Here is a 19405-nt window from a genome sequence, read left to right as displayed (position 1 = left end):
GTGGCCGCGGTGATCGGTCTCAGGGCTTGAAGGACGCTGGCTCGCAGGCGCGCAGATGCCGCAGCGTCAGCGCCTTGAGCAGGCCGAGGCGGCCGTGGAAAAAATGCTCGACCCCGGGCACCACGGTGACCGGCAGGCCTTGCGGTCGCGCCCAGTCGAGCACGGCGGCCAAGGGCACCGTGTCATCGGTCTCGCCGTGTATGAGCGCTGTGCAGTCGTGAAGTTCAGCCGGCAGCACGGGCAGTTCGAAGCGGCTGGCCGCCGCCCCCACCAGCAGCACCGATTGCGGCAAGCGCTGCGCCGGCAAGCGCTCGAGGGCGCGCAGCACCACGTAGGCGCCAAAAGAAAAACCAGCCAAGGCCAGCGGCCCGTGCGCGGCCTCGAGTTGCAGCAGCGCCAGCAGGTCGTCGGTCTCGCCCACGCCGTGGTCGTGCACGCCGGCGCTGGCCCCGACGCCACGAAAATTGAAGCGCAACACCCGCCAGCCCTGCTGCACATGCGCCCGCGCCAGCGTCTGCACCACTTTGTTGTGCAGCGTGCCGCCAAACAGCGGGTGCGGGTGCGCGATCAGCGCCACCCCAGCGCCGGCGCGGGGCTGCGCCGGCTCATCGATGGCCACCTCCAACGCCCCCTGCGGGCCGGGGAGCAGACGGGTTTGGGTGTGCGCGTTCATGCGGGCGGCAGAGCTGGGCTTCTCAGCGCCCCACCTCGGGGTCGAGCAACAGGCGCTGCACCGCCACGCCGTCGCGCAGATGCGAGTCGATGATCTCGTCCAGATCGGCACGATCGAGGTAGGTGTACCACGTGCCTTGCGGATAGACCACCGCCACCGGCCCGCCGGCGCAGCGGTCCAGGCAACCGGCCTTGTTGACCCGCACCCGGCCCGGGCCGTCCAGGCCCAAGGCCTTGACCCGCGCCTTGCAGTGGTCGAACGCTTGCTGGGCACCGAGCGCAGCGCAGCAGGCTTGGCCGTTGTCGCGCTGATTGAGGCAGAAGAAAATGTGGCGCTCAAAATAGCTCGGCGCGGATGTGGCGGGATTCATGCGCGGCGATTGTAGACCGGCCCCGGCGCGGCCCGCAAGGCCAGCCGCAAACCCACCCACAGCGCCGCAAAAGGCCACAGCGCCCCCAGCCACTGCGACAGGCCGTGCAACTGTATGAAGCGGCCCCACTCCCACAGTTGCAGCGACTGAGCAAAATACGGCACGGCGGGCGCGCGGTTGAGCAAGGTCAGCGCCAGCACCCAGGCCAGCAGCGACAACAAGGCCGCCGCCCGGTGCCCCAAAGCCAGGCTCAAAAACGCCAGCGCCACGGCAAAACTCAAACCCAAGGACGCCGCTGGCGTGAGCCACGCCCAAGCGTGCCCGGGCCCCCACGTCAGGCTGGCAGACAGCAACAACGCCCCCAGCACCAGCGCCAGCGCCAGCAGCATGAACAGCAAGCGCTGCCCAACCCGGCGCAGCACCGCGTAGCCCAGCAGCAGCGGCGCCCAGACGCACAAGGCGACCACGATCGCCTCGGTGAGCGGGCTCAGGGGCGGCTCGGGCAGCGGCACCGGCAACCACGGCTGCATAAAACTGCCCTCGGCCCACGCGTACAGCGTGCCCTCGAGCCGGTACCACACCTGACCCAAACCAAAAGGCACCGAAGTCGGATAGACCAAGGCCAGCGGCCACAGCGCCAACAGCACCGGTGCGCCGCAGGTCTGCGGCATCAACCCGGTCTGGCGAAACGCGCGCCAGCGCTCAGGCCAGCGCGAACGCAACAGCCACAGCGCCAGCCCGACCCCCAAGACCGCGCCGGCCGTGTTCAGGAGCCAATCCACTTGCGACGGCACCCGGTGCTGCACCAGCAGCCCCTGGGCACTTTCGAGTGCCAGCGACAACAGGCACGGCAGCAGCACGCCCACGCTGGCCGCCACGCGCGCGCTGCTGCTGCGCGCCACGGCCAGGGTCAGCAACAGCCCCAGCGGCACGTAGGCCAGCAGGTTGGCAGACACATCAAAAACCGTCCAGTGGACCGGCCAAGGGGCAAACAGGAACGCCCACAGCGCCACCCCCTGGTAACGCCAGCCGCTGAAGGGGTAGAGGCTGGCGTACACCACCAGCGCCGCGTACAACAGCGCCAGCACCAGCGCCAGCGGGTAGGGCCTGGAGGCCGACGACAGGGAACCAAGGGGATTCATCGGGCGCGTAGGGTCAGGCCAGCGGGCAAACCAAGGGGGCAGGCGCCTGGGCCACTGGCTTCAGAAAGGCTTGAGCACCACCAGCAACACGCCTGCCACCAGCAACAGCACCGGCGCCTCGTTGAACCAGCGGTACCAGACGTGGCTGCGGCGGTTGCGGCCGGCCTCGAAATCGCGCAGCAGCTGGGCACAGTAGCCATGGTAGGCCAACAGCAAACCCACCACCAGCAGCTTGGCGTGCATCCAGCCGTTGCCCGGCCCCCAGCCTATGCCGTAACCCAGCCACAACCACAGCCCCAGCCCCAAGGCCGGCAGCGCCAGCAGCGTCATGAAGCGCAGCAACTTGCGCGCCATCAGCAGCAGGCGCGCGCGCTCGGCCGCGCTGTCGGGCTCGACGAGCGCCAAATTCACAAAAATGCGCGGCAAATAAAAGAGACCCGCAAACCAACTGGCTACGAAGATAATATGAAAGGCTTTGACCCACAACATGGGGGCTAGTGTAGCCCGTCGCTTTAAATGAGGGAAAGGATGCAAGGCATGGCCGACACCAGCGGCAGCGACTGGCAAGTGCTGAGCGATGTGCTGTGCGCCTCGGGCGAAGCGCCTTTCTGGAGCGCCCGCGAGGAGCGCCTGTACTGGATCGACCCGCCGCTCAAGCGCGCGTGGCGGCTGCACGTGCCCAGCGGCCGCGCCGAGCACTGGGGTTTTGCGAGCCCGATCACCGGACTGACGCCTTGCCGCAGCGGCGGCTTGCTGCTGCTGCTGGCCGACGGCATTTATCACGCCAGCTCTTGGCTCGACGTCCCCACTTTGTTGACTGCGCTGCCTTCGGTCGGCGCAGAGACCCTGTGGCGCGCCGGCACCTGCGACCCTTGGGGCCGCCTGTGGCTGGTGGCGCAAACCCGGGATGCCAGCCACCACTCGGCTCACTCCAGCTCCCTCTACTGCCTGCGGGCACGCAGTTCCAACCCACCGCCGCTGGAGCCGATTCGGCACCAGGTGGGCGACGGCCTCGGCTTGTGCTGGGCCCCGGATGGCTGCAGCGTGACCTGGTGCAACCCCCGCCGCGCGGAAGTGGTGCAAGCGGCGTTGTCGCAGCCCGGCCGCTGGCCGCCCGAACTCAGCGCCCCCATGCCGCTGACGCGCTTTGCGTTGCCACCCAACGCCTCGAGCGTCCCGCCCGGCCCCGATGCCGCGCCCTTCGAGGGCCTGCCCCGCAGCGGCGTCCTCGATCAGACCGGCCACTATTGGGTGACCCTGATCGCCACCGGCCGGGTGCGGCGCCTGGACGGCAACGGGCGCACCGTGCTCGATCTGCCCGTGCCGTCGCTGTATCCCAGCGGCGTGTGCCTGGGTGGGCTCGATGGCTGCACCCTGTTTGTGACCTCCATGCGTTCGGGCCGCAGCGTCGCCGAGCTGGAGCGCCATCCCCAATCGGGGGCGGTGTTTGCGCGCCGCGTCGACACCCCAGGCCTGCCCACACCGCTGTACTGGGACTGATGGCGGGCATTAAAAAAAAATCACAAGGCGGGCGTTTGCGGCCCGTTACCATTGCGCCCATGCAAGCCCCCCCAGAGACCGCCGCCAGCGCCTTGGCCCCCGCGCTCCAGAGTTGGATTGAAATCCTGCAGGCGGCGCGCCTGGATGGCCGGCCCGTGCGCCTCGTCGGCGCTGGCAGCAAGGCCTTTCTGTGCCCGCCCCCGGCGCCCGCTGCGCTCACGCTGCACACCGGCGCGCACCGCGGCATCGTGGCCTACGAGCCCTCGGAGCTGGTGCTCACGGCGCGCGCCGGCACGCCGCTGGCCGAGATCGAAGCGCTGCTGGCCACACAGGGCCAGTGTCTGGCTTTCGAGCCGCCGCACTTTGGCCCCGGTGCCACGCTCGGCGGTGCCGTGGCGGCCGGCTTGAGCGGACCGGCACGTGCCAGCGCCGGGGCGCTGCGCGACTTCGTGCTCGGGGTGCATGTGCTCAACGGGCGTGGGCAGTACCTCGAGTTTGGCGGCCAGGTGATGAAAAACGTGGCCGGCTACGACCTCAGCCGCGTGCTCGCAGGCAGCTGGGGCAGCCTGGGGGTGCTGGCCCAGGTCTCGCTCAAGGTGCTGCCGCTGGCGCCGGCCGAGGCCACCTTGCGCTTCGAGCTGCCCCAGGCGGCGGCGCTCGCGCAGTTGGCGCGCTGGCGCGCCCTGCCGCTGCCCCTGAATGCCAGTTGCTGGGTGCGCGACCTCAGCGCCGCGCACGCCCCCGAACACCTCTACGTGCGCCTGCGCGGCGCCGCAGCCGCCGTGGCTGCGGCCTGCCCGCAGATGCTGGCCGCAGCCCGCGGCGAGCGGCTCGACGCCGTCGCCTGCGCCGCCGACTGGCAGGCCTGCCGCGAGCAGACCCTGCCTTTTTTCACCCAACCCCCAACGCCCGACGCCGCCCTGTGGCGCCTGAGCGTGGCTCCCACCAGCGCCGCACTCGAGGCTCCCTGGCCCACCCTGATCGAGTGGCACGGCGGGCTGCGCTGGGTCTGGGCCCCGCTGAGCCAGGCCACCCCCCTGCGCGCCTGGGCCCAGGCCCAAGGCGGCCACGCCACCCTGTGGCGCGGCCCGCAAAGCGCGCCGGCGGCAGACGGCGACCCCGATGCCGCCGCCACCGCGCTGGCCGCCTTGCGCTGCACCCCCCCGGCCCCGGCCTTGCAAACCATCCAGCAACGCCTCAAGACCGAATTCGACCCACATGGCTTGCTCAACCCCGACCAGTGGGGCTGGGGTCTGTGACCCTCTCGTTCATCCCTCTTTAGGCCCGCCCCGCCCGCGATGCAAACCCAACTCGCCCCGCCCTACCAAGGCACCCCCGACGGACAGACGGCGCAGGAGATCTTGCGCAAGTGCGTGCACTGCGGCTTTTGCACCGCCACCTGCCCCACCTACCAGTTGCTGGGCGACGAGCTCGACGGCCCACGCGGCCGCATCTACCTCATCAAGCAGGTGCTCGAAGGCGACACCCCGACCGAGCGCACGCAGCAGCACCTGGACCGCTGCCTGACCTGCCGCAACTGCGAAAGCACCTGCCCGAGCGGGGTCGAATACGGCCGGCTGCTCGATGTCGGGCGCAAGGTGGTGGCGGCGCAGGTGCCGCGCAGCAGCCCCCAGCGCGCCCTGCGCTGGCTGCTCAAGGAGGGGCTGACGTCGCGCTGGTTTGCGCCCGCCATGCGCCTCGGGCAGACCATGCGCCCCCTGCTGCCCGCCGCGCTGCGCGCCAAGGTGCCGCAGCGCCTGCCCCCGGGTCCGTGGCCGCAGCGGGCGCATCCGCGCCGCGTGCTGCTGCCCGAAGGCTGCGTGCAGCCGGCCATGCTGCCCAGCATCAACCACGCCAGCGCGCGCGTGCTCGACGCCGCCGGGGTGCAGGTGCTGCGCCTGCCTGCGGGCGGCTGCTGCGGCGCGCTGCGGCTGCACCTCGACGACCACAGCGGCGCCTTGGTCCACATGCGCGCCAACATCGATGCCTGGTGGCCCTACGTGCGCCCCGACAGCACGCAGCCGGTGGAGGCCATCGTCAGCAACGCCTCGGGCTGTGGCGTGATGCTCAAAGACTACGGCCACCAGCTGCGCCACGACCCGGCCTACGCCGCCAAGGCGCAGCGGGTGAGCGCCCTCGCGCGCGACCTGAGCGAGCTGCTGCCCGATCTGGTGCCGGCGCTGCAACGCAAGCTGGCCCACACCGCGGCGCGGCCACGCCCCAAACTGGCCTACCACCCGCCTTGCACCCTGCAGCACGGGCAGCAATTGCGCGGCGGCGTCGAACAGGGTTTGCGTGCGCTCGGCTTCGAGGTGCACACGGCGCGCACCGAGGCGCACCTGTGTTGCGGCTCGGCCGGCACCTATTCGGTGCTGCAAGCCGCGCTGTCGGGCCAGTTGCGCGAACGCAAGCTCGGCCACCTGGGCGAGCTGGGGGCCGACCAGATCGTGTCGGCCAACATCGGCTGCATCACGCACCTGCAGAGCGGCACCCAGACGCCAGTGCGGCACTGGATCGAGGCGCTCGACGAGGCCCTCAGCGCCGCCGCCGAGGCCCCCGAAGCCACCGTGGCCTGATTGCCGCCGCACCATGCCGCGCCCCATCCTGGCCACCGTCCACCTGCCTGCGCTGCTGCACAACCTGCGGCGCTGCCGCCGCGCTGGCGGGTCGGCCAGGGTGTGGGCGGTGCTCAAGGCCAACGCCTACGGCCACGGCATCGAGCGCGTGTATGCTGCGCTGCGCGCCGCCGACGGGTTGGCGCTGCTCGACCTGGTCGAGGCCGAGCGGCTGCGCGCCTTGGGCTGGCGCGGCCCCATCCTGCTGCTCGAGGGCGCCTTCGAGCCGCGCGACCTCGAAACCTGCTCGCGCCTGCAGCTCTGGCACGTGGTCCACCGCAGCGAGCAGATCGACTGGCTGGCGGCACACAAGTGCGAAGTGCCGCAGCGCGTGTACTTGAAAATGAACTCGGGCATGAACCGGCTCGGCCTGCGCCCCGAGGCCTTTCGCGCCGCCTGGACGCGCCTGAGCCACCTGCCCCAGGTCGAAGAAATCGGCCTGATGACGCATTTCAGCGACGCCGACGGCCAGCGCGGCGGCCTGGAGGGCGTGCAGCACCAACTCGAGGCCTTCGTGCGCGCCAGCCACGACCTGCCCGGCGAGCGCAGCCTGTGCAACAGCGCCGCCTTGCTGCGTCACGGGCTGGCGCGGCGGCTGGGCAGCGGCCCCGAGGCACAGCCGCTGGCGGCCGACTGGACGCGGCCCGGCATCGCCCTCTATGGCAGCTCGCCCGACTTTCCTGCCCACAGCGCCGCGCACTGGGCGCTGGAGCCGGCCATGACGCTGTCCAGCCAACTGATCGCCGTGCAAGAGCTGGCCGCCGGCGAAACCGTCGGCTACGGCTCCACCTACATCGCCCCCGGCGCCATGCGCGTCGGCATCGTGGCCTGCGGCTACGCCGACGGCTACCCGCGCCATGCGCCCGGCCACAACGCCTGCGGCGGCCCGGTGCTGGTGTGCGGCGTGCGCACGCGCCTGGTCGGGCGCGTGAGCATGGACATGCTGGCGGTCGATCTGGGCCCGGTCGAGGCGCAGCGGGGACCGTGTCAAGCCGGCGCTGAAGTCACGCTCTGGGGCCGCAGCCGCTGCGGCGCGCTGCTGCCGATCGACGAGGTGGCGCACGCCGCCGGCACGCTGGGCTACGAACCGATGTGCGCGCTGGCGGCGCGGGTGCCGGTCGCGGTCGAACCGCTGCCCTGAACCCCGGCAACGGGTTGCGTCGCCTTGGAGCGCCCCATATCGCCCCAATGCGACCCCAAGCCGACCAAGCGCCGCCATTGCCTGGATAATCGGCGCATGAGTGTGCCTGTACCCGAGACCGCGCCGGGGCTGCTGCTGCCGCAACTGCTGGCCCAGGCCGACGGGCGCCCGGCCGCCGTCCATTGGCACTGCAGTGCCCCCTTGGGCCCTGCCGAGCAGGCGCTGCTGCTCGAATGGGCTGCGCGCCTGCCGTGTGTGCTGTCGCAATCCGAGGGGCTGTGCGCGGCGCCCGAAGCCCTGCAGGGCACCGCCGTGCAGCTCGCCACCCCGCAAGCGCTGTTTTGGTGCGCGGAGCCGGTCTGGCCGATCCGCTTGCCCCCTGCGGCCCGCTGGCTGGCTGGGGACTGGTACCTGAAGCTGTCGCCGCGCGGCACCGCGGCGCAGACCGCTTCGCGCCAGCGCGCCATGGCTTTGCTGAAACTGCTCACCCAGGACGCCGACACGCACGAACTCGAAGCCGTTTTTCGCCAAGATCCCACCCTGTCGTACCAGTTGCTGCGCTTGGTCAATTCGGCCGCGGTCGGGGCGCGGCGCGAAATCACCAGCTTCGGCCAGGCCATTTTGCTGCTGGGCCGGCAGGCGCTCAAACGCTGGGTCAATCTGCTGCTCTTTGCCGCCCGCGACGACGACCCGCGCAGCGCCATGCTGCTGGCCCACGTCTGCCTGCGTGCGCGTGGGCTGGAATTGCTGGCCCAAGCGGCCGGACAGGATCGCCTGGCCCAGGACGAAGCCTTCATGGCCGGCGTGTTGTCGATGCTCGATGTGCTGCTGGGCCAGCCACTGCCCGACATCTTGCAACCGCTGCGCTTGAGCGACCCTCTGCGCTTGGGCTTGCTTGAAGGCCAAAGCCCGATCGGCGCCCTGCTCAGGCTCTGGCAGGCGATCGAGCAGCGCCAGCCTGCCGCCGCCGTGCAGCAACTGGCGGCGCTGGGCGTGACGATTGCCCAGGCCAACGCGCTGCTGGCCCAGGCCTGCCAGTGGACTTTCGAACTCAAAGGCGCCGCAAGTGGGCATGGATCGCGCACCTGAAACCGCTGTGCCGGCGCCGGATCGTCGGGCCTGCGTCCGGCTCGATCTGGCCGGCTTCATCACTGAGTGGCCCGCGTCGGCACAAGCGTTCTTCGGTTTCGAGGCGCAGCAAGCCATCGGACAGCATCTGCTGTTTCTGAGCCTGCACAGTGAGGACGAAGACTGGCTCGATCTGGGCGCCGCCGGCGCCGGCCATCCCGGCGACGCAACCGCCAGCCTGACCGTTTTTTGCCGCACCCAAGCGGGACCAGCCGCCAAGGCGCGCCTGCAACTGCAGCTCGAATGCGACCCGCAGGGCAGCCCCAGCGCCCTGAACGCCCACTTCGAGCCCCTGAACCTGGAGCTGACACCTGACGAGCGCCAACCCCTGTACCGCCATTTGCTCGAAAACAGCAACCTGCCTGCGCTGCTGACCGACCCCAAGGGCCGTATCGTCTGGCTCAACCGGGCTTTTGTCGCCCTCACCGGCCACCCGCAGCACCAGGCACTCGGCCACAACCTCGACTGGCTGTGTGCTGCAGACAGCGAAACCGTGCGCAGCCAGCTGCAGGAGACGCTGCACACCCACAGACATTGGCGCGGCCGGCTTGCGCTGCGCTGCCCGGACGGCCAGATGCTGGCGCAAACGGTGCGCATCCTGCCGGTGCGCGACGATCAGGGCCACTCGCACCACGCCCTGTTGCTGTGCACGCCCACCCAGGAGCAGCCGCCGCCGGGGGTGCCGGCGGCCTTCGATGCGGCCCACCTGGACCCCGTCACCCGCCTGCCCAACCGGCTGCTGCTGGCGCAGTTGCTGACCCCGGCACTGGCCCAAGCCAAGCGCGGCGGCTGGCACACGGCGGTGCTGGTGCTGCAGCTGCAGCGGCTCGAATGGGTCTATGACACCTTGGGCCACGACTGCGGCGACGAAGGCCTGCTGCAACTCGTGCAGCGGGTGCAAACCGGCCTGCGCGAGCAAGACCTGCTGGCCCGGTTTGGGCACGACAAACTGGCGCTGGTGCTGCTGGGCGTGCAGCAACCCGACCACGCGGCCCTGGTGGCGCACAAGCTGCTGGCCCTGTTGAGCGCGCCGATCACCCTTCAAGGCCACTCGGTGCAGTTGTCGGCCTGTGTCGGCATCGCGCTCTACCCCGACAACGGCCTGGACGCCGCCACCTTGCTGCGCAACGCCCAGAGCGCCTGCCAACGCGCCGCCACGGGTCACGAGGGCGCAGTGCAGTTTTTCAGCGAGGAAATGACGCACAGGGCGACCGAACGCTTCGAGCTCGAAAGCGATTTGCGTCGCGCCATCGCGCACGGCGAATTGCTGCTGCACCACCAACCCAAGGTCAGTTTGCGCAACGGCCTGATCGTCGGCGCCGAAGCCCTGTTGCGCTGGCAACACCCGCGCCACGGCCTGCTCACGCCGGCGCGTTTCGTCGCCCTGGCCGAAGAGACCCACCTGATCCTGGAACTCGGCGAATGGGTGCTCAACGAAGCCTGCAGTCAGATCGCAGGCTGGCGCGCTGCCGGCCTGCAGATGCCGCCGCTCGCAGTGAACCTGTCGGTGCGTCAGATCGACCGCCACCTGCCCCGGCGCATCGAGCATTTGCTGCAACAGCATCGGGTGGCGCCGCAACAACTCAAACTCGAACTCACCGAAAGCCTGATGGCGCGCAACCCGGATGACATGCTGCGCATCATGAACGAATTGGCGGCCATGGGCCTGGGTTTGGCGCTGGATGATTTTGGTACCGGCTACTCCAGCCTGTCCTACCTCAAACGCCTGCCCATCAGCACGCTCAAGATCGACCGCGCCTTTGTCACCGGCGTGCCGCTGCAAGCCAACGACTGTGCGATCGCCCAAGCCATCATCACCATGGGGCGGCAGTTGCGCCACGAGATCGTCGCCGAAGGGGTGGAGACGCGCGCGCAGATGGAATACCTGCGCGGCCTGGGTTGCGACCAGTTGCAGGGCTACCTGTTCAGCCGGCCACTGCCGGAGGCCGAATACGCGCGCCTGGTGCAGACCGGCGCCCGGCTCGCGCTCTGACTCGCCCTGCGCAAGCGTGGACACCCTCGGTATCGCCCTGTTGCTCGCCAGCGCCGGCTTTGCCGCTGGCGCGCTCAACGCCATCGCCGGCGGCGGCAGTTTTTTGACCCTGCCTGCGCTGCTGGTGGCCGGCCTGCCGCCGATCGTGGCCAACGCCACCAGCGCCCTGGCGGTGAGCCCCGGCTATTTGGGCAGCACGCTGGGCTTCAGGGCCGAACTGGCGCAACTGCCGCGCCGGCGGCTGCTGCGCGAAACCCTGCTCTCGGCCGCCGGCGGCGTCTTGGGGGCGCTGCTGTTGCTGGTCACCCCAGCGGCGGTGTTTCGCGGCCTGATTCCTTGGTTGCTGCTCTTTGCCACCGCGCTGTTTCTGCTCGGCCCCTGGCTGGCGCGCCACTGGGTGGCCGCATCGGCCAGCGCCGCGCCGCGTTGGCGCAACCCCGGGCTGCTGGCGGTGGCCACCTACGGCGGCTATTTCAACGGCGGGCTGGGCATCTTGCTGATGGCGCTCTACAGCGCCAGCGGCGAAAGAAACCTGCACACCGCCAACGCGCTCAAAAACCTCAACTCGCTGGTGCTGTCGCTGCTGTCGGTGCTCACCTTCGTGCTGGCCGGCGTGATCGCCTGGGGCCCGGCGCTGCTGATGATGGCCACCGCCACCTTGGGCGGCTACGTCGGGGCGCGCCACGCCCGGCGCCTGTCCATGCGCACCGTGCGCGCCGTGGTGGTGTGCACCGGGCTGGTGATGAGCGCGCTGTTCTTTTGGCGCGGCTAGGCAGCCCCTGACCAGCCCCGCCTCAGCGCTTGAAGGTGGCCACCAGCTGATCGAGTTCGGCGGCTTGCTCGCGCAACGAACTGGCTGCCGCCGCCGCCTGCTCGACCAGCGCCGCGTTTTGCTGCGTCACGTCGCTGATGTCGGACACCGAGCGCTTGACGCCCTCGATGCGCTGCGCCTGCTGCGCCCCGGCCGCGGCCATGTCGCCGATCAACTGTGTCACCGCCCGGATCGACTGCACCACCTCGGCCATTTCCTGCCCGGCGCGGTGCACCTGCGCGGTGCCGGCCGCCGTCTGCTGCACCGAGGCGTCGATCAGTGCCTTGATCTCGCGCGCCGCCTGCGCCGACCGCTGCGCCAGCGCCCGCACCTCGGCGGCCACCACCGCAAAGCCCCGCCCCTGTTCGCCCGCGCGCGCCGCCTCGACTGCGGCGTTGAGCGCCAGGATGTTGGTTTGAAAGGCAATGGTGTCGATCACGGCGATGATGTCGGCGACCTTGCGCGAGGAGGCCTCGATCGCCTCCATGGTCTGCACCACCTGCCGCACCGACTCGCCACCGCGCCCGACCACCGCCGAGGCCGACTGCGCCAGCGCATCGGCCGAGCGCGCGTGCGCCGCGTTTTGCCCCAGCACCTCGGAGAGCTGCTCCAGCGCGCCCACGATCTGCTCGGTCGAGTCGGCCTGCAAGGCGGTGCGCTGCGACAGGTCGTTGTTGCCGCTGGCGATGTCGCCAGACGCCGCGAGGATCGAATCGGTGCCCGCCTGCACGCGCCCGACCAGCTTGCGCAGGCTCAGCGTCATGTCGCGCAACCCGGTTTGCAGCAGGCCGATTTCGTTGCGCGAGTCCACCACCACCTCTTGCGACAGATCGCCGTGTGCGATGTCCTGCGCCAAAGCGACCGAACGGCGCAGCGGCTTGGTCACCATGTGGTTGATGAACGGGTAGATCAGCAGCAGCACCGGGATGCTGGTCAGCAGCGCCAGCAGGATCGATTGCCAGCGCTGGGTGTCCATTTGCTGGTTCACTTCGGCCAGTGGCACGCGCATGCTCACCGTGCCCAGCACCGCGTTTTCGGGCACGGCGTGGCAGGTCATGCAGTTTTTGCCCAAGTAGTTGCTGGCGTTCAGGGTCGGACGAATGACGCGCAAGAACTCGCCGCGCTCGTCGCGCAGCACCTCGGCGTATTCCTGTCCGGTCTCGATCACCCACTGCTCGGCGGCGTCGGGGCGCAGGTCGGCGTCGGTGCCGGGGCCGAAAGTCGCCGCCACCCCGGGCCCGCGCACCACCCGCACGTCCTCGATGCGGCCGAGCGCGTTGAGCTGCTCAAGTAAAAGCTGGCGCTGGTCGATGGTGCCGGTCATCATCATGCTGGTCAGGCCGGCCATGGTGGCGTGGTGCAGGCTGGCGGTGAACTCCCGCGCCTGCTCGATCGCCGCCTGGCGCGCCACATGGCCCTGCCAGACGATCACCGCCGTCCAGACCAGCATCAGGGCCACGGCAATGGTGAGCAACAACTGGGCCCAGATGCGGCGGCGGGTAGGGGCGGTCATCAAATCTCCAAGGTTCGAATCCGAGCCCCATGAGTGGGCTCGGGGAGCGTATGCTAGCCAAAAGCAGCAGGAGTTTGTTTGCGCTACATCAAATAAATTTGATTGTGCACGCGCATTTTACGCATTTGATCGGTGACCCAGCGCCAATGGCCTGGCTGGTGCCGCGGCCAGCGCCAGCGCATGCCCTCAGGCCTTGCGTTCAGCCCGCAGCCACGCCGCCGCGCGCTCGCCGAGCATGATCGAAGGCGCGTTGGTGTTGCCGCCGATGAGCGTGGGCATGACCGAGGCATCGGCCACGCGCAGCCCCGCAAGGCCGTGCACGCGCAGCTGCGCATCCACCACCGCGCCCTCATCGGCCCCCATGCGGCAGGTGCCCACCGAGTGGTAGATGGTGTCGGCGCGGCGGCGCACCCACTGCTCCCACGCCGCCTGGCCCTGCAACTGCTCGTCAAACAGCGGCGTACCGCGCCACGGCTGCAGCGGGCGGCGCAGCAAAATCTCGCGCATCTGTTGCGCGCCCCGCACCAGCAGTTGCAGGTCGCGCGCATCGGACAGGTAGGCCGGGTCGATCAGCGGCGCAGCCAGCGGGTCGGCGCTGTGCAGACCCACCCGGCCGCGGGCATGGGGCCGCAGCACGCAGACGTGGCAGCTGAAGCCGTAGCCCCAGTGCAGCTTGCGCACGTGATCGTCCACGATGCCGACGCAAAAGTGCAGCTGCAGATCGGGGCGGTCCAGCTCGGGCTGCGAGCGCCAGAAGGCGCCGCCCTCGGCGCTGGGCGAACTCAGCGGCCCGCTGCCGTTGCGCCGCCACTGCCGCCAGGCCTGCCAGTGCTGCCAGGCCGGCCCCAGGCCAATGCCAAACAGATCGGTCCGGTCGCTGCGGTACGAGAGCGTCAGATCCAGGTGGTCCTGCAGGTTCTGCCCGACCCCAGGCAAACGGTGCAGCAGCGGGATGCCGTGCCGCTGCAGTTCCTCCGCCGGCCCGACGCCCGAGAGCAGCAGCAACTGCGGCGTTTGCAGGGCGCCGGCACACAAAACCACCTCGCGCCGCGCGCGCAGGCTCAGGCTGCGGCCGCGCTGGCGCGCCTGCACCCCCACGGCGCGCCGGCCCTCGAACAGCACGCGGGTGGCGTGGGTGCGGGTGAACAGCGTCAGGTTGGGGCGCTGCAGCACCGGGTGCACGAAGGCCGCCGCCGCCGAGCAGCGCTGGCCGCGCCGGGCCGCGTCGTGGAACTGCGTGACCTGAAACAAGAAGGCCCCATCCTGCCGCTCGCCGTTGTAGTCCGGGTTGGGCAGGATGCCGTGCTGCGCGCAGGCCTCGACAAAAGCCTGCGTGATCGGCCGCGGGCTGACCTGATCGGCCACGTGCAGCGGCCCGCCGATGCCGCGCCAGCCGTTGGGGCCGCGCTGGTTGTGCTCGCTGCGCATGAAAAAGGGCAGCACCTCGGCGTGCGACCAACCCGCTGCCCCGGCTGCGTCCCAGTCGTCGTAGTCGCTGCGGTGGCCGCGTGCGTACAGCATGGCGTTGATGGCCGACGAGCCGCCGAGCGCCTTGCCGCGCGGCTGGTAGCCGCAGCGCCCGAGCAAGCCCGGCTGGGGCACGGTCTCGAAAGCCCAGTTGTGGTATTTGAAGGGGCGGCCAGGCAGCATCGCCACCACTCCGGCGGGCAAGCGGATGGCCAAGTCGCGGCCCTCACCGCCGGCCTCCAGCAGCGCCACCGTCACCTCCGGGTCCTCGCTCAGGCGCGCGGCCAGCACGCAACCCGCCGAGCCGCCGCCCACAATCAGGTAGTCGAAGGCATCGCTTTGGGGAGCAGATATCATGGCCCCCATGGTAGCGCACAATCCCCCCTGACCCCAGCACCGCCCCATGCCCGACAACAGCCCCTACGACCCCGAACAAGGCGACTGGCAAACCCTCACCACCTTTGCCGTGGCCACCGAGGCGTGGCTGTTGCAAGGCCGGTTGCAGGCCTGCGGTGTGCCCACCATGGTCGCCGACGACCAGATGGCGCAGACCTACTCCCTGCTGGCGCAAGCGATTCCTGCGCGCGTCATGGTGCCGCAGCGGCGCTGGGCCGAGGCCGAGGCGATCCGCCAGGCCTGGCTGCGTGGCGACTTTGCGCTGCGCGACGACGACCCGGATGTGGGCGCCTGATCCGGGTAAATCCCTATGCACAATCGTGGTACACGCGCATAGAATCAGCTGAGACGTTGCACGCAGCATCAAGACTGCGGGCCACAAAGGGCAGAAGAGACGCATCGCACACCGCACCATTCCAAAATCCCAAGCGTGAACCTCGAATCCGGCGCATCGGCCGGTTCGCACCAGGGCGCCACCCAGAGCGCCCCCGCAGCGCAAGCACCCAGCCAGCCTCGAGCTGGCTTTTCTATTCCTCCAGCCTCAAGCTGGCTTTTTTCATTGCTCCCGCCTTATGCTGGCACAATGAGGGCCAGTGGTCGCCGGGCAGGCTGGCTGCTTGACTTGCCCTTTACACCATGGCCCAGCACATTGACGCCGAACTCGAGCGCGCACGCCTCAGCGGGCCGCTGCGCGACATCTTGATCCCGCCCTGCCCGGAACTGCTGCGGCAGTTGCAGCAAGCCATCAACGAGCCGGAACCCGATCTGGTCGCCATCGACCACATTGCCAGCGCCGACGTGGCCATGGCCGCCGCCCTGATCCGCCAGGCCAACAGCCCGCTCTACCAGCTGGTGCATCCGGTGCAGACCGTAGGCCGGGCCATGACGGTGCTGGGCCTGCAAGCCGGGGTCCGTTTGCTCAGCGGCTTTCTGCTGCGCCGCGCCTTGCCCGTGCATGCGCCGCTGCTGCAGCACTTCTGGGAAACTTCGACGCGCCGTGCCTTGGCGTGCGCACACATTGCGCGCCAGCTCTACGGCCTCGACACCGGGCTGGCCTACAGCTTTGGCCTGTTCTGCCACGTCGGGTTGCCGGTGTTGCTGCAAGGGCTCAGGGGCTATGGCAGCACCCTCACCGAAGCGCTGGCGCGCCAGGACCGCAGCTTTTGCGCCACCGAAAACGCCAACCACCGCACCGACCATGCAGTGGTCGGGGCCCTGGTGGCACGCACCTGGTTGCTGCCCAGCGAGCTGGCGCTGGCGCTGCGCCTGCACCACGACTTCACCTGCCTGAGCGATCAGCGCTTTGCCGTCACCGTGCGCCAACTGGTGGCCGTGGGACTGGTGGCCGAGCACCTGGTGCAGCAACACGAAGGGGCTGGCGTCTCCAAAGAGTGGGTCGATCACGGCCCCCAGTGCCTGCAGTTCCTGGAGCTCGGCGCGAGCGAAGTCGAGCATTGGATCGACGAACTGCACCCGGTGCTGCAGGCCGTCGATCTGCCCTGAGACGCCGCAAGGCCCAGACAAGCGCCGCCGCTGCCGTGGGCGGCGGGCTACAGCGGGTGCTCGGTGTAAAACCGCCCGCCGTGGTAGAGCAGCGGGCGCACCTCGAGGCGGTGCTGGCAACGCTCGACTTCGCCCACAAAAATCACGTGGTCGCCCTCTTCGTGGCGGCTGCGGCTGCGGCACTCGAAGCTGGCCACCACCCCGGGCAGCAAAGGCACGCCACCCACGCCTTCAGCAAACTCCAACCCGCTCCAGCGGTCCACCCCTTGGGCCGCGAAACGCAGCGCCAGATCGCGCTGCTGCGCACTGAGCACATGGATGGCGTAATGCGGCGCCTGCATGAACACCGGCAGGGCGGCGGAACGCAGCCCCAGGCTCCAGAGCACCAGCGGCGGCTGCAGCGACACCGAGTTGAACGAGTTCACCGTCAGCCCCAGCGGCTGGCCGGTGCCGCAGCGGGTGGTGACGATCGTCACGCCGGTGGCAAAACGCCCCAGCGCGGCACGGAAGGTGTTGGAATTTGGTGCTTGCATCGGTGACAGGGGCCCAAGCGGCGCGCCCCAGATCTTAAGGCGTATCCGCTTGCTGCCAGGTCGAGACCCGGTCGCGCCCCTGCGTTTTGCTTTGGTACAGTGCCCGCCCCTGCACCCCCTGCGCCGGCAGGCGCGCGCGGCGCAGCAGCCAGGGGTCGGCGCAACGCACCCGCAACCCGGCGTCAAGCCCCCTGAAACGAAAAATCCAGCTCCGGGCTTTGGCCGCTCAGCCGCAGCGCCAGCGCGCGGCCCGAACCGGGCCCGAGCGTCCACCCCAGGGTGCCGTGCCCCACGTTGAGCCACAGCCCAGGGATGCGGCTGGGGCCGATCAGCGGCACATTGCTGGGGGTGGTGGGACGCAGACCGCACCAGAACTGGGGCTGGCCCCCGTGCTCGGGTAAGCGCGTGTCGGCCACGCCGGGAAACACCGTTTCGACGCGCTGCAACAGGCGGGCGCAGCGGGCCCGGGCCAGCGGCGTATCGAGCGCACGGTCCATGCCCGCGAGCTCGAGCGTACCCGCCACCCGCAACTGGTCCCCGAGGCGCGAGACGGCGATCTTGCATTCGTCGTCGATCAGGCTGAGGCTGGGCGCGCGCTCGGGCTGCAGCAGCGCCAGCGTGGCGCTGTAGCCCTTGCACGGATAGACCGGCAACCTCAAACCCAGCGGCAGCGCCAGCGCCACCGAATCGCTGCCGCAAGCCAGCACAAAGGCGTCGGCCTGCAGCACCCGGGTCACGCCCGTGTGCTGGTGCTTGAGCACCGCGCGCTTGAGCACGCCGCCTTCGAGCGCCAGCTGTTCGATGTGCTGCTCGTACAGCAGCTGCGCCCCTGCGCCTTGGCAGCGCGCCGCCAGCGCCTGGGTGAACACCCGGGCATCGCCGTGCTCGTCGGTGGGGGTGTAGCAGCCGCCCAGCAGGCGCTCGGCAAAGGGCTGCAGCGCAGGCTCGAGCTGCAACAGCTCGTCGCGGCTGAGGGCGTGCCGCGGCACCCCGAGCGCACGCACCATGGCGCTCACCCGCTCGGCGCCCTGCAGGCTGGCGGCATCGGTGCAATAGAGCGCAATGCCGCGCTGGCTGCGCCCGTACTCGATGCCGGTGTGCGCGCAAATGTCCTGCAGCGCTTGCTGGCTGTAGCGCGCCAGCGCCACCAGTTGGCGCAGGTTGTGGGCAAAGGCGCCGTGCGTGCACTGGCGCAAAAAGCGCAACAGCCACGACCACTGGGCCCGATCCCACTGCGGTCGCCACAGCAGGGGCGCCTGGTGCTGCAGCATCCAGCCCAGCGCTTTCAGGGGAGTATCGGGGTGGGCCCAGGGCACGCTGTAGCCGACCGAGATCTGGGCCGCGTTGGCAAAGCTGGTTTCGAGCGCGGCATCGCTTTGCCGATCCACCAGCGTGACCTCGTGCCCGGCTTGCAACAAATGCCAAGCGCTGCAGGTACCGATGATGCCCGCCCCGAGGACCACGACACGCATTCAGGCTCCTTTCGTGGGCCGCTGTGAACCCGTTGACCCTTCGAGCGCTCCATTTTGCCCCATTCCCACGCCCGGCCAGCCAACGGACAGCGGCCAACCGGGCGCCGGCAGGCGCAACACCACACTAGCGGGAATCAGGGTGCGGGGCCGGGCACTCGATCAGCAGCTCGGGCAAAAACCGGGCCTGTTCGTTTTTCTCGGCGTAGCCCAGCGGGTTGGCCACCACCCGGCAGCGTCCCACCTGGTAGTCCTGGGCCCAGTGCAGGTGCCCGTGCAGCCACAGGTCGGCTTGCGCCAGCAGCTCGTCGAGGGCATTACAGAACCCGGCGGTGCCTGGGTTGATGCCGTAACGCGGGTCGTGGCTGCGCAGGCTGGGAGCAAAGTGCGTCACCACCACCGTCGGCCCGGCGTGTGGCTGCGCCAGGGTGGCGCGCAGCCAGTCCTGGCAGCGCAGCGCCTGCGCGCGCATGGCGGCGGCGTCAAAGCCCTGCCCGTGGCGCCGGGTGTGCATCTTGCGCAGGTAGTGGTTGGCGGCGCGGTAGGCGCGCTCGCGCAGCTTGTGCCGCCGCGCCAGCGGGTCGGCGGGCAGGCCGCGGCCGCTGGCGGGCAGCTCGGCCAGCGCGTCAAAATCGCTCCACAAGGTGGTGCCCACGAAGCGCACCCCTTGGTACAGCCACTGCTCGCGCTCCAGCCAGACGATGCCCAGGCGCTCGCAGCAGGCGCGCAGCGCCTCGTGGGTAGCATCGAAATCGAACCCATCGTATTCGTGGTTGCCGGGGCAAAACAGCACCGGCGTGGGCCAGCCGGCGTATTGTGGCAAGGGCGAGAAGCGGCGCAACCCCCAGTCGGGTTCGCGCATCCGGGGCGGAGCCGGGAGCGCGAGCGGCAGGGGCGGCGCGTGGGCGGCAGCCACCGAGGCCGCCGCCGCAGGCGGGGCGGGGGCAAGGGGAGCGCTTTGATAAGACCCGATGTCACCGGCCAGCACCAGCACATCGGCACCGCGGGCCGGGCGGGCTTGCCAGGCGGGCTGGACTTCGAGGTGCAGATCGCTCAGCAGCTGGATTTTCATGCGGCAAACCGATGTCGCCCGCGACCGGGGCCCTGCGGCTGCCGCCCGCACCGCAGCCAGGGCGGCATCCGCATCGGCA

The 19405-nt window shown here is 69.9% G+C and carries 18 protein-coding genes; 9 read left to right on the top strand and 9 right to left on the bottom strand.

What is annotated here, in order from left to right; translation table 11 throughout:
- Nucleotides 1–19: 19 nt before the first annotated feature.
- From AAAZ40_RS01595 to AAAZ40_RS01580, 4 genes are read right to left on the bottom strand one after another with little or no spacing between them, the layout of a single operon-like run.
- On the bottom strand, nt 20–673 hold the full coding sequence (locus AAAZ40_RS01595) for an alpha/beta hydrolase (protein WP_476660859.1): 654 nt from the start codon (nt 671–673) through the stop codon (nt 20–22).
- 22 nt (nt 674–695) lie between these two features.
- A complete protein-coding gene (locus AAAZ40_RS01590; protein WP_476660858.1) occupies nt 696–1043 on the bottom strand; it encodes a (2Fe-2S) ferredoxin domain-containing protein in 348 nt (115 codons plus the stop codon).
- Nucleotides 1040–2185: a VanZ family protein gene (locus AAAZ40_RS01585; protein ID WP_476660857.1), complete on the bottom strand. Its 1146-nt coding sequence runs from the start codon at nt 2183–2185 to the stop codon at nt 1040–1042. The genes AAAZ40_RS01590 and AAAZ40_RS01585 overlap by 4 nt, the downstream gene beginning before the upstream one ends.
- Nucleotides 2186–2245: 60 nt before the next feature.
- Nucleotides 2246–2674 (bottom strand): CopD family protein, encoded by a 429-nt coding sequence (locus tag AAAZ40_RS01580; protein ID WP_476660856.1) that lies wholly within the window; start codon nt 2672–2674, stop codon nt 2246–2248.
- Nucleotides 2675–2722: 48 nt separating this feature from the next.
- Here AAAZ40_RS01580 and AAAZ40_RS01575 point away from each other — a divergent pair, with 48 nt between their 5' ends.
- The 7 genes from AAAZ40_RS01575 to AAAZ40_RS01545 all read left to right on the top strand — a co-directional run bounded on the left by AAAZ40_RS01575 (nt 2723) and on the right by AAAZ40_RS01545 (nt 11334).
- Entirely contained in the window at nt 2723–3685 is a 963-nt protein-coding gene (locus tag AAAZ40_RS01575) for an SMP-30/gluconolactonase/LRE family protein (protein ID WP_476660855.1), read from the top strand.
- Nucleotides 3686–3744: 59 nt separating this feature from the next.
- Entirely contained in the window at nt 3745–4944 is a 1200-nt protein-coding gene (glcE, locus tag AAAZ40_RS01570) for a glycolate oxidase subunit GlcE (protein ID WP_476660854.1), read from the top strand.
- Nucleotides 4945–4983: 39 nt separating this feature from the next.
- Nucleotides 4984–6261, top strand: a complete 1278-nt coding sequence (glcF, locus tag AAAZ40_RS01565; RefSeq protein ID WP_476660853.1) for a glycolate oxidase subunit GlcF — start codon at nt 4984–4986, stop codon at nt 6259–6261.
- 13 nt (nt 6262–6274) lie between these two features.
- Entirely contained in the window at nt 6275–7441 is a 1167-nt protein-coding gene (gene alr, locus AAAZ40_RS01560; RefSeq protein WP_476660852.1) for an alanine racemase, read from the top strand.
- A gap of 96 nt (nt 7442–7537) precedes the next feature.
- Nucleotides 7538–8530 carry an EAL and HDOD domain-containing protein gene (locus tag AAAZ40_RS01555; protein ID WP_476660851.1) on the top strand — a complete coding sequence of 331 codons (993 nt, stop codon included), beginning with the start codon at nt 7538–7540 and terminating at the stop codon, nt 8528–8530.
- Nucleotides 8514–10562 (top strand): putative bifunctional diguanylate cyclase/phosphodiesterase, encoded by a 2049-nt coding sequence (locus AAAZ40_RS01550; RefSeq protein WP_476660850.1) that lies wholly within the window; start codon nt 8514–8516, stop codon nt 10560–10562. The genes AAAZ40_RS01555 and AAAZ40_RS01550 overlap by 17 nt, the downstream gene beginning before the upstream one ends.
- Before the next feature lie 16 nt (nt 10563–10578).
- On the top strand, nt 10579–11334 hold the full coding sequence (locus tag AAAZ40_RS01545) for a sulfite exporter TauE/SafE family protein (RefSeq protein ID WP_476660849.1): 756 nt from the start codon (nt 10579–10581) through the stop codon (nt 11332–11334).
- Between the two features lie 22 nt (nt 11335–11356).
- On the opposite strand, the gene AAAZ40_RS01540 is transcribed toward AAAZ40_RS01545, so the two are convergent.
- Nucleotides 11357–12886 (bottom strand): methyl-accepting chemotaxis protein, encoded by a 1530-nt coding sequence (locus AAAZ40_RS01540; protein WP_476660848.1) that lies wholly within the window; start codon nt 12884–12886, stop codon nt 11357–11359.
- A gap of 186 nt (nt 12887–13072) precedes the next feature.
- Entirely contained in the window at nt 13073–14710 is a 1638-nt protein-coding gene (locus AAAZ40_RS01535) for a GMC family oxidoreductase (RefSeq protein ID WP_476660847.1), read from the bottom strand.
- A gap of 46 nt (nt 14711–14756) precedes the next feature.
- Between AAAZ40_RS01535 and AAAZ40_RS01530 the strand changes: the two genes are divergently transcribed.
- Nucleotides 14757–15044: a putative signal transducing protein gene (locus AAAZ40_RS01530; protein WP_476660846.1), complete on the top strand. Its 288-nt coding sequence runs from the start codon at nt 14757–14759 to the stop codon at nt 15042–15044.
- A gap of 341 nt (nt 15045–15385) precedes the next feature.
- Nucleotides 15386–16252, top strand: a complete 867-nt coding sequence (locus AAAZ40_RS01525; RefSeq protein ID WP_476660845.1) for an HDOD domain-containing protein — start codon at nt 15386–15388, stop codon at nt 16250–16252.
- Between the two features lie 47 nt (nt 16253–16299).
- Here the strand turns inward: AAAZ40_RS01525 and AAAZ40_RS01520 are convergent, their stop codons facing one another.
- The 3 genes from AAAZ40_RS01520 to AAAZ40_RS01510 form a co-directional block, all read right to left on the bottom strand.
- Nucleotides 16300–16785, bottom strand: a complete 486-nt coding sequence (locus AAAZ40_RS01520) for a flavin reductase family protein (protein ID WP_476660844.1) — start codon at nt 16783–16785, stop codon at nt 16300–16302.
- A 182-nt stretch (nt 16786–16967) separates the two neighbouring features.
- Nucleotides 16968–18257, bottom strand: coding sequence for a D-amino acid dehydrogenase (locus AAAZ40_RS01515; RefSeq protein ID WP_476660843.1), 1290 nt, complete (start codon nt 18255–18257; stop codon nt 16968–16970).
- Nucleotides 18258–18381: 124 nt separating this feature from the next.
- Entirely contained in the window at nt 18382–19326 is a 945-nt protein-coding gene (locus AAAZ40_RS01510; protein ID WP_476660842.1) for a metallophosphoesterase, read from the bottom strand.
- Nucleotides 19327–19405 lie beyond the last annotated feature (79 nt).

It is taken from the genome of Serpentinimonas sp. SMBJO2 (genome assembly GCF_056341105.1).
This window is presented reverse-complemented; position numbering and strand designations above follow the sequence as displayed.